Raw genomic sequence first — 13,391 nt, 5'->3', positions numbered from 1 at the left:
TGTTTCCTTTCCAAGATGCTCCGCAAGGAGCAAAGTTTCAGAATCGGTAGGACACGCGGAACCGAACGGACCCGCCATCAACTTCCATGTTGTCGGGATCGTTCTTGAAGTCACTGAAACGATAGCCTTCCCAGGACCCGCCGACCAGCCACTTGTCGGATACGGCATAATCGGCGCCGATGCCGAAAACTGCACCGCCGCTTTTTCCATGGGCACGGTCGGCGCCCTCGGTCCGGACATGCGCATAGCCTGCCAAGCCATAGACCAGCCAATTATTATGGGCATACCCCACCTTGGCGCGAACCGTCATCAGACGTTCGACCTGCCAGACATCATTGTCGGCGCTGGAGTGATCGAAGGTAATCTCTCCACCGATGACCATGTTGTTGTGAAGCTGGTGGTTATAGCCGGCATGGATCCCGTAGACGCCGCCGGTCGCGTCATCGACGCCGTCGCGATTTACCGAGAAATCCGAATAGCTCATCTGCATACCGGCATAGAAACCGGTCCAGGTGTTGCTGTGGCTCAGCGCAGGCGCCGCGGGCGCGATCACGGGCGCTTCAATGACCGGAGCCGTATACGAACCAGCATTTGCCGCGCCGCCAATGGCCAGCGCTGCAATCGACATGACACCAAGTCGTTTCATCATTTATTCTCCAAATAGTTAGTATACAGAAACAGGCCGATAGCCCCCCACTCTGCCTTTGTCCGGGCATATTATCCCACAGCATCGAGCCGCAACCTCGAGCACCTGCACAGCCGCCGAATATGTGCGTTCCGTTATAAAATGTGCGAATCATGATAGTCATAGCGGGATGACGACCGCCAGGAATATGTATTGTCTTGCTGGTATGACCGGATCCTGGCTGTGCGGCTGCTGGCGAAGACGATGTTGAACACCGGTGGAAAACCGGGGTGCGACTTCGGGGCGCGTCGCGGCATCCGCGCCGGGTGATTTCGCATAAGGAAAGACGCGACATGGTGACGTGCAATACGATTGGGAATCGCAAGTTCCTGCTCAGACGGCTTGGCGGGTCGACGGCTGGGCTGGCTCTGCTTGTCGGGCTGGGCCTGGCATCATCTCCGGCCTTATCCGATCCAAGGTCAGTCCCACTTGATTACCTGTATGTTAAGGACGACAAGGGGAATGACGAGCTCAGTCGCATCACCATCTGGGTTTCCACAAATGATGGTCAGCGACGGCAGATGCTGTTCGACACCGGTTCGGATAGCGCCAATATGCAGCTCGGTTCCGATGTCAGCGGGGTGAAACCGACACCGGGCACTGAGCCCCGAGGCTATTTCTATGGTGACGGCACCTATGGCTACCTGTTGCAGCAGGTCGATGTAGATGACATCGCCTATCATGCAGCAGACGGCTCCGAGAGCTTTACCCTGCCGGTTGCGGGGCAATCCACCTATCAGGTGGCGCGGATCGTCGATGTCATTTACACGGCCGATTACACGGGGCCGGAAAAGCCGATGCTGAGCGCGGATCCTGTCTATGTCGTTACCAACGAGGATGGGTCGAAGACAGCCTATTATGCCGACCTCAATGCCCGCAAGCAGATGGCACAGGACAAGCCCATTGACGATGGCGGAACCCTTTGGGGAACCTTCGGTGCCGGCGACTACCTGGGCCGCGAATGGGCAAGCACATCGGGGCTGATCGGGCGGGCGACGAAGACGGGCTATGTCATTGCCGCCAACGGCAATACCGAGTCGGGCAAGCAGGGTCTTACACCGGGTTGTTCCCCCTGCCTGATCGTGGATGTGAATTCTGCGGTTCGTGCACAGTTCACCTCGGTCATGCCCTGGGGCGACAAGAATGGCGACGACGCCAAGGGTACCTTGCCTAACTTCCCCGGATCTGGCGCACCTGCCTCTGCCGAGTTCGAGGGGAATTACACCCTGGCATTCGGTGACGATGATGCCGCCCCCAGCCTCACCAAGGTTGCCACGTTGCTGGACACCGGAACACCAGGCGGTGGGCAGATCACCATCAGCACGGCGCGTCTGAATGCCCTTGTCGCGTCCGGGGTCAGGGTCGACATCGACAAGGATGGCAACAAGACGATCCCTTCGCTGAATCTTGTGGCGGGGGAGGGTATGCCGGTCGGTCTTTCCAACATTGATGTCGTCGAGATCGAGGGGAACGCAGACACGCCGGTGCAGTTCATAGCTGGTATGGACTTCTTTGTGAGCCAGTCGGTCATGTATGACCTGGAAAACCAGTCCACCGCCTATACGCCATATTTTGTCAGCGCCAACAATTTCACCACGGATACCCCTGCTGTGGACGAAATCGGGCTGTCGCGGGTAACGGCAGAGATGGGCAGCCCGTTTCCCATGAAGGATGATGACGGGACCGAATACACCGTTGGCTATTTCGGCGCGGCCGGGGTGATCTCGGGCGCTGGCGATCTGACGGTGGCAAAACACGCCCAATTGCGGCTTTCCAATGCCAACACCTATACCGGTCAGACCGTGATTGAGACGGATGGCAAGCTCGAACTGGCCGGCATCGGCAGCATCGAAACCTCGTCGCGGGTGGTGGCGGATGGCACGCTGGACATCGGCGACAAGGGTAATCGCATCGCATTCTGGGGGGTGTCAGATGCGTATAATGATGCGCGGATTCGCAGCCTGTCCGGCTCTGGCACGGTGCTGCTTTACGACCGCAATCTGGTGCTGACGGCGGCGCAGGACAGTTTCAGAGGGACGATCACCGACCTTGACGCGGAAAACACGCATCACGGCGGCGGCCTGATCGTTCAGGGTGGCGTGCAGACGCTGGCCGGCAACAATCAGTATACCGGTGCGACCAGGATCAATACCGGTGCAGGATTGGTCCTGACCTCGAAAGGGTCGCTTGCCAGTAAGGTTCTTGTTTCCGGCGGTTTTGCCAATGACGGCACCGTGAATGATCATACGACCGTGCAGAATGGCGGCACGGCAGGCGGCACGGGCACCTTCCACGGCTTGACGGTAGCCGATGGCGGCGCGGTAGCCACAGGCGGCGCGGTACCGTTGAAGGTTGAAGGAAGCTTTACCCAGCAGGCAGGCTCGACCCTCGTATTCGGTCCGGTGGCTGGGGGTGCCCAACCCGGTATCGCTGTCTCGGATCAGGCGTTGATCGAAAATGGCGCAAGCGTAACACTTGACCGCGCCACGGCTGGGCGACTGTCGCTGGGACGCGAGTATCTGTTGCTGGACGCAACTGGCGGCGTCTCTGGTGGTTATAACATGCTGGCGGGGGATCTGGTGACGGATGCACCGTTCCTCAGCTTTGCGCTGAACAATTCTCCTGCCAATGTTGTGCTGGAGGTGAGGCGTTCGGATATCGCCTTCGCCGATGTGGCACAAAGCGCGAACCAGGCTTCTTCGGCTTTCGGGCTGGAGTCACTGGGCAGCGGCAACCCGCTTTATGATGAGGCACTTTATCTAGGTGCCTCTGAGGCGGCGAGCGCCTTCGACTCGGTCTCGGGCGAGATCCATGCATCAATGCAGGGGGCGTTGATCGACGAAAGCCACTTTCTGCGCGATGCGGTAAACGGACGTCTGCGCGCAGCATTCGGGACGGTCGGCGCCTCGAAGAGTGGCGTAATGGCCTTGACCGCCGACGGGGCGGTCGATGCCGTCGCCACGATTGATGGGCCGGTCTATTGGGGCCATGCCTTTGGCGCCCGGGGTCGGACAGATGGCGATGGCAATGCTGCGCAGCTTGACCGCAGAACCCACGGCCTTGTCCTTGGCTATGATGCGCCAGTCGAGGATTGGCGGCTGGGCGGCGTGCTGGCGATGAGCGACAGCTCGTATGACGTGGATGATCGAGTTTCCTCAGGATCAGGAAACGGGATCCATCTCGGGGCCTATGCCGGCACGGAATGGGGGCAGACTGCCCTGCGTGCCGGGTTGACCTATTCGGATTACCGCTTGAAGACAGATCGCCACGCCGCCATCGGTGAAATGGCCGCGCCGCTCTCGTCGAAATATAATGGGCATGTCTGGCAAGCGTTTGCGGAGGTCGGCCACCGTGTCGATCACGGCAACATGGCACTGGAGCCCTATGCCGGGCTGGCCCATGTCCGGTTGCGCACAGACAGCTTCGCCGAACGTGGCGGCAGCATGGCGCTTGGGGGTGCAGAAGGGGTGATGAACACGACCTTCACCATGATCGGGTTGCGCGCGGCTACGACGATCAGATCTGCTGAGCATGACCTCGCGGTCAGCGGCGGAATCGGCTGGCGCCATGCCTTCGGTGACGTTGACCCGGAACTGGCAATGGCCTTTGCCGGGGGCGCAAACTTCGACATCGCCGGCGCGGCAATTGCCCGCAACGCGGCTGTGCTGGACCTGGGCGTCGACATGAACCTTGGAAAGAAGGCAATCATGCGACTGGACTATCAGGGCCAGCTTGCCTCGGACGCGCGCGAGCACCGCCTTGGCGCCACCTTCAGTATGCGTTTCTAGAGACGGGAACATCCGAAGGACCGGAATGAGACGCTAACCCAGATGACGCGATAAGACCAGCCAGCGTCATCCTGCTTTCACACGAATACCACCTCAGGAGAACATCAATGCGGACCGGACTTCTTATTGTGCTTTTGGCAATCGCCCCTCTGGCGGCCTGTGACGAATCCAGTGGCTATGACGATTATGATGGCTGTCACGGCGTCGGCTGCTTGGTCGATAACCCCGATGATCCAGACAATTGGCCGATCTGCTCGGACGGGGCGCAGCGCCAAGACTGCCGAAACGCGCCCCTCGGTTACTGAACAGTCGCTTCCAATGCCTCCTCCGCCGATGGTTGGGGGAGGCACGACATGCGGGTGATTTCAGGTTTCCACTGAAGGTGCCACGCGGGGGCGCGGTCAGCAAAGCAGGAAACGATCAGGTGCATGATGGTGCCAGAGCTTCGATCCTGACGATAAGGACATGGAAATGCTACGGAAAAAATCAGCTTCTCTTGTGCGGCGCGATCTGATTGCCCGCTACGCCATTTTTGCGCTGTTGGGGGCGGGGATAAACATCGCCGCAGCCGCTCCAGTGATGGCCGAGGCCACGGTAGAGTGTCATTCGAGGAATCATAAATATGATGAATGCTGGGCTGGACCGCTGAAGAAGCCGCAACTCATCCATCAAATATCGAACGCTTCGTGCATTCTGAACAAGACTTGGGGTTACAATCCAAAAAGCCAATACATCTGGGTTGCCCAAGGCTGCGCCGGCGTCTTTGCCGATGTCGCCGGCTATCATCATGGCCGTGGTGGTGGTCACGATGCAAATGCTCGTGCTTATGACGATCACGGCCATGACGTCGGTGCTGTCGTCGGCGCCGCCGTTATCGGCGCTCTTGTCGGCAGCATGACCAGCGATGAGCACAACCACCGAGGTCACGCCCACACGACCACCAACAACTATTACCAGGTCAATGATTACAGCGGCTGTCACGGGATCGGTTGTTATGTCGACAATCCGGACGCGGACGATGAAATCGACCCCAGGCCGCAATTTGATGCGCAGGGAGAGCCAAACTTTGATGAGGACGGCAACTATCAAGGCTGTCATGGCATGGGTTGCCTGGTCGACGATCCGGACGAATAATACGACAAATGCGCCATCCTGCCTCCCCGACGAAGCGGACGGCAAGCTCCGTGTCGGTAAGCGGATCCTTGCACAGAACCGACGCCACAATCGGACTCAGCCCGATAGCAGCGGTGTGCCGTTCAGGGCGATGGTAGATCAGCAAGGACGAGAACCTGACGAAAAGCCATGCGCGCTATGTCGAGGCCTGCCTGATCCGCAGCACAGGCAGCAATCCACGCTGGTCGCATCCGAACAGCAAGCTTCCCGCCGGGGATGCTGGCAAACTGCCACTTCCCGACCGGGCGGCAATGGACGAATTCGTGGATCAGACCAAAACGCTGGTCGGCGCATTGGGCTGGGATCTGTTTCGAGAGATGAGGGGGCGCATCGCCGACCTGGCGACTATCGCTCCCTCCGTTCCTGCGCTCAGCCCTTCCCCCGGCCTGCTGTTCTTTTTCCGCGGTGCGGGCTTCGCCGCCGAGATGGAGCTCGGGGCCTCCGGTGATTTCGTTGTTCTTGCGGGTTCCCGAGCGCGGGTCGATACAGCCGCCACGATTCCGCGCGGAACCAGTGCCCTGCGCAAGACGCTGCTCGACTCGGGCGTGTTGAAGCAGGAAGAGGATTTCCTCGACTTTACCAGCGATTACAGCTTTTCTTCCGCGTCAGCGGCGGCAGCTGCCATATGTGGAAGCAGCGTGAACGGGCGAAACTCTTGGAAGCTTCCAGATGGCAGGACCTTGCTGATTGGGAGGCGGACCAAGGCGAGGTACCAGAAGCACTGAACGACTACCGGCTGGCGCCGGTAGGATCAGCGATGTGATTTTCGAGGTACTGAAGTACGATGTCTTCGGTGATGGCGCCGTTGGTGGTTGAAAAATAGCCCCTACCCCAGAACCGGCAGCCCCAGTAGCGCTTGCGGATCTGCGGAAATTCCCGCTGCACCCGATAAGACGAACGGCCCTTCATCTTGCGCACCAGATCCGAGATGGCGAGCCTGGGCGGCACCGACACGAACATGTGGACGTGGTCGCTCGACAGCACCCCGCGCAAGATGTCGACCCCGTTCTCGCGGCACACCTGGCGGCAGATGTCGCGCACCCTGAGCCGCAGCGGCCCGATCCGCACCTTGTAGCGATACTTCGTCGACCAGACGATGTGATAGCGATGATAGAAAACGCAGTGCTTGCCGGTGTCATAGTGCATGATCCTATCCTCCCGAAATGAGCCCTTGCCCCGGCTGCGGCTCATTTCGGGAGGATAGGATCATAAGCCGATTCTTCGCGCTGAAGCAGGTCCGACTGGAAGTCGGAGGGTTGTACCCAGACGTGGATACTCAACAGTTCCATAAACTCAGAGAGCACAGGGGCCGATCAATGATATCGGCTTTCTTGCTCTCCTCGTGAATTCACTTTGCTTGGCCACAGAGTCCGAGATCCCCGGCATAGGCAGCCGGGCACAATTGTGCCCGTTTCGACGCGGGACAGACGCGGCATCCCGTGCGATCATCCGCCTGCAGCGAATCCCTGCCGCTTTTTGAAACCGTGAATCCGTGAACCGGGCCGGGCGTGACGCTGCGGTCGAGGCGCCTCATGTCTCCTGCGGAAAGATCCTCGGCCCGTCTTTCACCTATCCCCCTCCCGCCGCTCAGCCGATCTTCGCGCCCCAAAAGCTCGTGTGATCGGCAGCGAAATACCCGTCCGCCGCGCGGAAGGTGCCCTGCAGTTCGACCGTGTCGCCTTGCGCGAGCGGGACCATGGTCTGCAGCCAGAGCGCCGTCGCCTCGGAGGCGTGCGCCCCGGAAACCTCGCCCCGCGATCCCCAGATCTCCGTCGAGCCGTTCAGCACCAGCCGCCCGCGCATGCGCGCATTGGTGCTGGCGTTGACCTTGTAGAGCAGCGTGGCGCCGAAGAGGTAGGTGCCTGCGGCGGGCGCAACGAAATGGTTGTTGCCGGCGTCGAACGCGCTCTGGTCGTTATAGTCGGTGTTGTTGATGCCGATCTTCGTCCAGGTGTCGACGGCGACATAGTTGTCGTAGTTGGTATGGCCCTTGAAGCGCGGCAGCCGGGGCTGGTCGACGATGCCGGTCGCGTTGTCGACGATCAGCCCATCGAAGAAGGTGCTGCCGTCGGCGGAGACCGCGAGCCGGAACCTGTCCGAACCGAACAGGCCCATCAGCGCCTTGGTGACATAGCCGGTCTGGAAGGTAAGCCCGAGGTCGCGACCGGCGGCTTCCTTGTTCATGGTGTAGAAGAGATCGCCCGTGCCGCCTTCCGCGACAGTCTTCGCGGTCCAGAGCGCGGCGTTGAGCTTGGCCGAGAACGGATTGGCCGGGTCGGCCGTGGTGCCCAGCCCCAGCAACGCAAGGTTCTGCAGCGCAGCGGGAGTGGTCCCGACCCAGCCTGCGCCGTCGTAGACCAGCAGCAGCCCCTCGTCCTCGACCCACGCCCGCCAGCCGGTCCGTGGCGGAAGGCGAAGCCAGGCCCCGTCGGTCCAGAGCGCGACGTTCAGGTCCCAGCCTGTCCACGCCCCGATGGCGCCCGACGCCACAATGTAGCGGTCACCGTCGGCGGGGCTGCCGGGAGGCGCGGTCAGATCCCGGTCTAGAACCGAGAGCTGCACGAGCCCGTCGAGCAGCCGCAGCGCCTCGTTGTGGGTGACATGCTTCTGGGCCTGCGCCGCCAGAATGTAGGGCAGCAGGAGATGGGTGGTGGCGTCGGACATGGGATGGCCTTCAGAAGGTGAGGGTGACGATCTGCGCCGCGCCCCGCCCGACGAGGGCGGAGAGCTGGAAGATGCGAATGGTGAGGGTGTTGCCGGGGCCGAGCGGTGCGCCCCAATCGGCGGTCTGCTGGGCGGCGGTGTAGAGCGCGTTGGTGGTGCCCGTGCCGAGCACCCGCTTCACGGCGGCGCCGTCGAGGATCTCGACCTGGTAAGCTCCAACTTCCTCGGCGAGCGGCACTTCGACCGCGCCCCAGTTGTCGGCCGAGAGCACGCGGGACCGCCGCGTCCAGCGGATTGTGAGGTCGGCCGGTGTGCGCGGCGTGCGCCATGGCTGCTCGACATGGGCGACCGAGAACGGCCGCAGCCCCATGCCCACCGGCGTGAAGCTCTGCGCCACATAGGTCTCGTCGCTGACCGGGCGGCTCGCCGGGCCGATGCGCCAGTTCCAGGGGATGCCGAGATCGGCCTCGGCGATGGGCAGCGGTTTCAACGAGGCGTCCAGCACCGCCATGCGGGCACCGGCCGGGGTCGGGTTGCCCATCGCACCCTCGGTGCCGCGCTGGCCGCGCAGGAGCCGGGTCAGGCGGTAGCGACCGGGCGCCAGCAGTTCGGCCACGCCCGCCTGCACGATCTCCCAAGCGCCGGGTGCGCTCTCGACGGCGAGCGCGTTCGCACCGCCGAACAAGGTCAGGTCGGTGACGCTCTCCAGCGTGCCGGTCAGCAGATCGATGACCAGAGCGTTGCCAAGGTCGAAGCGCGACGTCGGCCCCGCGTAGAAGTCCGAGACCAGCGCGCCGAGGCGGGCTCGCGCGCCGAAGCTGGTCAGCAGTTCGAACCCGTCCGTCGAAGGACTGCGGAACACCGCCATCTCGCCCGGCCAGGGCACGGCGTGCGCGCCGACCAGCGGCCGATGCGCGGGCTGGTCCTCGGTCAGCTGCGGCAGGTCCATCAGCACCGCATCCGGCGCCCCGAACACGACAGCGCGCGTCAGCGACGCCGCGCGGGGATCGCCGGGCGGCAGGTCGTAGGTCGCCCGGTCCTGGCGGACCGCCTCGATACCGCGGGCTTCGGCATCCGCGACGGAGACGAGACGGAACTCGATCTCCCGCCCGTCATGGGCGAGCCGGATGACGTCGGCGGGATCGAGCGCAAGCCGCGAGGGCGGCAGGCGGAACGCCGCCGTCTCGCGCCCCACCCACGCCTCCATCAGTGCGCGGCGGCAGCGGCGCTCGGCCTCCTCGGGCGGCACCGCCATCGGGAAGGATTCCGAGGCGATCCGGGTCGTGTCCACCGTGATGCGCCGCGCCTCGACGAGGGCGGCGTCGTAATCCTCGTCGGCACGGGCCAGCTGCCATTTCAGCGCCTGCGGCAGCTCGGTCTCCTGGCCGCGCGTCAGTTCCAGCACGTCGCCCTCGCGTGTGGCGACAAGATCGTCGGGCGCGACGGTCGCGATGGAGGCCCGGCCGCGCATGACAAAGCGGATCACGTCCTCGGTCTCGACGGCATCGAAGCCGAAATGCCGTGCAAGCGTGGTGATCGAGGCACGCGGGCTTTCCAGCGCCCCGATGACAAAGCCCTCGACCGCGCCCCACAGGCCGGTGACGTCGATGCGGCTTTCGGGCAACCCGACGCGCAGGCACAGGTGCCGGACGAGGGCCGCGAGCGAGACCGCGCCCAGCCGCCCGGTGAGCCAATGGCCGAGCCGCCAGTTCGGACCATCGGTCCAGACGCCGGTCAGTGCCGGGAAGAAGGGATAGGGCCGCGCGTCCCAGGTCCAGGCGGCGCATTCGGGGACATGCACCATCCGGCCTCCGTAGACGGTAGACAGCGGGTTGTTCGCGCCCTGACCCCACCAGAGATACGTCGCCTCCAGATAGGCGCGCTGGATGGCGTCGTCGCGCCAGCCGCGCGAGAAGTACGGCGTGAAGCTCTCTGACGACTTCGGATCAAAAAAGACATTCGGCTGGTTGGTGCCGCGGTCGATGGCCGGGCAGCCGAGCTCGGTGAACCAGATCGGCTTCGACTGCGGCACCCATGCCGTCGGCGTGCCGCTCTCGACCCCACCCGGGCGGTTGTAATGCGGGTTAGACCACCAGGCGAGCAGATCCTTGTATCGGAAGACCCATGGCTTGTCGTGGGCGCCGTCGGTAATCGGGGTGCGGACCTGCGCGGTGCGGTCGGCGGCCGAGGAGTAGAACCAGTCGAACCCTTCGCCGCCGGCGATGTGCGCCTGAAGGTAGGCCCGGTCGTAGATGGCAGGCCAGCCATCGGCGGCGTCGGCATGCTCGAACCCGTCGCGCCTGTCGGACAGTGGCATGTAGTTGTCGATGCCGACGAAATCGATCTCGGGATCGGCCCAGAGCGGATCGAGATGGAAGAACATGTCGCCGCTGCCATCGCCTGGCTGGTGCCCGAAATACTCCGACCAGTCGGCCGCGTAGCTGATCTTCGTGCCCGGCCCGAGGATGGCGCGCACGGCTGCCGCCAGATCACGGAAGGCCTGCACGGCGGGGTAGCTGCTGGCGCCCGAGCGGATGGTGGTCAGCCCGCGCATCTCCGAGCCGATCAGGAAGGCATCGACGCCCCCGGCGGCCGCACAGAGATGGGCATAGTGCAGGATCATCCGGCGCAGGCCCCAGTCACCGGCAGGGCCGGTCCAGTTGACGGTTTCGCCAGATACGGAGAAGTTCGCGGGTGTAGCCCCGCCGAATAGCGCCGCGACCTGCGTCGCCGCCGTCGGGGTCTTGTCGACGCTCCCCGCGAACCCCGCAGCCGGAGAACAGGTGATCCGGCCCCGCCACGGGAAGGCAGGTTGGCCGGTCTCGGCGGCGTTGTCGGAATAGGGGTTCGGCAGGGTGTTGCCGGGCGGAACGTCCATCAGGATGAAGGGATAGAAGGTTACCCGCAGCCTGCGCGCCTTCATCTCCTGGATCGCCTGCACCACGGCGAAGTCGGAGGGTGTACCGCCATAGACCGGGCGGTCCTGATCGTCGCGGTTCACACCCCCGGCAAGGCGCGAACCTCGGTCCCCAGCTCCTTGGCCGTCGCCTTGTCGCGCTTGTAGGCCAAGGCGAAGTCGCGTGCCATCGCGGTCAGGTCCAGCCCGTGGTTCGGATCGGTCGGATCCTTCAGCCCCTTGTCGCGGAACTGATCCAGCAGGAAGGCCATGCCCTCGAATCCGTTGCCGCCGTGGCTGTAGCCGGAATGGGTCAGAAAACCGACCATGGCCTTGTTGATCTGGACCCGGTCCGGCGTCTGCGGCCCATCCGCCGAAACCGCGCCCTTGGCACCCTGCGCCGTGATCGACCCTGGCCCGTTTGAGATCAGCAGGCCGATCAGGATCTGAACATAAAGCGCCTCGGTCGGGTCAGGCTTCTTGCCGGTCATGGCGAGACAGCAGATATCGGCCATGGTCCAGCGCGAGGAACGCTCTTCGCGCGGGATACCCCAGTGGCTGCCCGGCTGGTGATGCCGGACCGGTAGAGCCCTTCTTACCGCTCCCGATTTGCATTATTGCATTTTATAATCTCATCATGCATTAATGGAGTCGAGCCGGTTACGGCGACTCAAGGGAGGAAACCATGACATATCTTCACTCCGGGCTGGCGGCAGCCTGGATGATGGCCGCTGCTGCCGTTCTGCCCGCAACGTCGGTGCAAGCGCAGGATCTTGAACTGACGATCACCGCCCCGGCCGGTGCCGGCGGCGGCTGGGACGCGGCCGCGCGGTCGCTGCAAGAAGTGATGATGGCAACCGGCAAAGCGCGCAGCGTGCAGGTCGTCAACGTCCCCGGTGCGGGCGGCACGGTGGGGCTGGCGCAATTCGTCCAGGGCGCCAAGGGCAGCCCGGATCAGATGCTGGTCGGCGGCATCACCATGGTCGGCGCAATCATCACCAACAAGGCGCCCCATGACCTTACCAAGGTCACGCCCATCGCCCGGCTGACCGGCGATCCGCTGGTCATCGTCGTGCCGGCGTCGTCCCCCTATCAGACCATGGCGGACCTGATGGAGGGCATCAGGCAAGATGTCGAGCGCACGATCTGGGCCGGCGGCTCGGCCGGGGGCGCGGATCACATCCTGGCAGCACTTGTGACCCAGGCGGCCGGCATCGACCCTGCCAAGGTGAACTACATCGCCTATTCCGGCGGCGGCGAATCGCTGGCCGCCATGCTGGGCGGACAGGTGACGGCCGGGGTCTCGGGATATGGCGAATGGCAGGGGCAGATCGAATCCGGCGACCTGCGGGCGCTGGCAATCTCTTATCCCGAGCCCATCGAGGGCATCGCCGCCCAGCCGCTGAAAGCGCAGGGCATCGACATCGAGCTGGTGAACTGGCGCGGCATCTTCGCCGGCCCCGACATCAGCGCCGAGGACAAGGCCGTGCTGGAAAAGGCTGTCGGCAAGACCGTGCAGTCGCCCGAGTGGCAGGAACTCATCAAGGCGCGCGGATGGTCGGACTATTACGCCCCCTCGGCCGAATTCGCCGGTTTCCTGACGTCCGAGACCGGGCGCGTCCATTCGATCCTCAATTCCATCGGCCTCGCCGACTGACCGCAGCGGGGGCCCTGCGCCCCCGTGCCCCTGACGATGGGAGGCAACGTCTTGTCCACACCGACCGCCAGCAGCCTGCACAGGCCCACGCTCGTCATCGGCGCAGCGCTTCTTGCGCTGGCCTTCGTCACCTGGCGCGACGCCAGTACCATGCAGATCCGTGCTGGCTATGGCATGGGGGCCGATGCCGCCTCCTATTTCGTCGCGGCCTTCCTTGCACTCATGGGCGCCGGCCACATCCTTGCCGCCTTTCGCTGGCAGGGCGACGCCAGCCCCAGCGACTGGAAAGCGGTGGGCTGGGTCGCGCTCGGCCTTGGCAGCCTGGTCGCAGCGCTATGGTTCGGGGCCGGCTTCATCCTGGGCTCCACCCTGCTCTTCGCCTTCACGGCCCGGGCCTTTGGCCGCAAGGCGTTTCCGGCCGATCTGGCGCTGGGTTTCGTGCTGGCGACGGTCATCTTCCTGCTGTTCAACAAGCTGCTGACGCTGGCCCTGCCCATGGGCCCGTTCGAGCGGCTGTTCTGAGAGGGG

At 63.5% G+C, this 13,391-nt stretch carries 9 protein-coding genes and 1 pseudogene; 5 read left to right on the top strand and 5 right to left on the bottom strand.

The window, feature by feature from the left end; genetic code table 11:
* Positions 1–37: 37 nt before the first annotated feature.
* Entirely contained in the window at positions 38–649 is a 612-nt protein-coding gene (locus JWJ88_RS15375) for an outer membrane protein (RefSeq protein WP_011749351.1), read from the bottom strand.
* A 557-nt stretch (positions 650–1,206) separates the two neighbouring features.
* Between JWJ88_RS15375 and JWJ88_RS15370 the strand changes: the two genes are divergently transcribed.
* The 3 genes from JWJ88_RS15370 to JWJ88_RS15360 all read left to right on the top strand — a co-directional run bounded on the left by JWJ88_RS15370 (position 1,207) and on the right by JWJ88_RS15360 (position 6,371).
* A complete protein-coding gene (locus JWJ88_RS15370; protein ID WP_024844887.1) occupies positions 1,207–4,473 on the top strand; it encodes an autotransporter outer membrane beta-barrel domain-containing protein in 3,267 nt (1,088 codons plus the stop codon).
* A 465-nt stretch (positions 4,474–4,938) separates the two neighbouring features.
* A complete protein-coding gene (locus JWJ88_RS15365; protein ID WP_197025573.1) occupies positions 4,939–5,607 on the top strand; it encodes a DUF3011 domain-containing protein in 669 nt (222 codons plus the stop codon).
* Between the two features lie 290 nt (positions 5,608–5,897).
* Entirely contained in the window at positions 5,898–6,371 is a 474-nt protein-coding gene (locus JWJ88_RS15360; protein WP_011749348.1) for a DUF4357 domain-containing protein, read from the top strand.
* Positions 6,372–6,375: 4 nt separating this feature from the next.
* On the opposite strand, the gene tnpA is transcribed toward JWJ88_RS15360, so the two are convergent.
* The 4 genes and pseudogenes from tnpA to JWJ88_RS15340 form a co-directional block, all read right to left on the bottom strand.
* The gene (tnpA, locus tag JWJ88_RS15355; RefSeq protein WP_011749347.1) at positions 6,376–6,792 is read right to left on the bottom strand and encodes an IS200/IS605 family transposase; all 417 of its coding nucleotides are present in this window, start codon (positions 6,790–6,792) and stop codon (positions 6,376–6,378) included.
* Between the two features lie 441 nt (positions 6,793–7,233).
* Positions 7,234–8,310, bottom strand: a complete 1,077-nt coding sequence (locus JWJ88_RS15350) for a DUF2793 domain-containing protein (RefSeq protein ID WP_011749346.1) — start codon at positions 8,308–8,310, stop codon at positions 7,234–7,236.
* A 10-nt stretch (positions 8,311–8,320) separates the two neighbouring features.
* A pseudogene (locus JWJ88_RS15345) lies at positions 8,321–11,311 on the bottom strand (baseplate multidomain protein megatron); the annotation flags it as partial.
* On the bottom strand, positions 11,308–11,721 hold the full coding sequence (locus JWJ88_RS15340; protein ID WP_011749344.1) for a hypothetical protein: 414 nt from the start codon (positions 11,719–11,721) through the stop codon (positions 11,308–11,310). The gene JWJ88_RS15340 and the pseudogene JWJ88_RS15345, both read right to left, overlap by 4 nt.
* Positions 11,722–11,891: 170 nt before the next feature.
* Between JWJ88_RS15340 and JWJ88_RS15335 the strand changes: the two genes are divergently transcribed.
* Positions 11,892–12,863, top strand: coding sequence for a Bug family tripartite tricarboxylate transporter substrate binding protein (locus tag JWJ88_RS15335; RefSeq protein WP_011749343.1), 972 nt, complete (start codon positions 11,892–11,894; stop codon positions 12,861–12,863).
* A 51-nt stretch (positions 12,864–12,914) separates the two neighbouring features.
* Positions 12,915–13,385: a tripartite tricarboxylate transporter TctB family protein gene (locus JWJ88_RS15330; protein WP_011749342.1), complete on the top strand. Its 471-nt coding sequence runs from the start codon at positions 12,915–12,917 to the stop codon at positions 13,383–13,385.
* Positions 13,386–13,391 lie beyond the last annotated feature (6 nt).

Source organism: Paracoccus methylovorus, from assembly GCF_016919705.1.
In the GTDB taxonomy this organism is placed as follows: domain Bacteria; phylum Pseudomonadota; class Alphaproteobacteria; order Rhodobacterales; family Rhodobacteraceae; genus Paracoccus; species Paracoccus methylovorus.
This window is presented reverse-complemented; position numbering and strand designations above follow the sequence as displayed.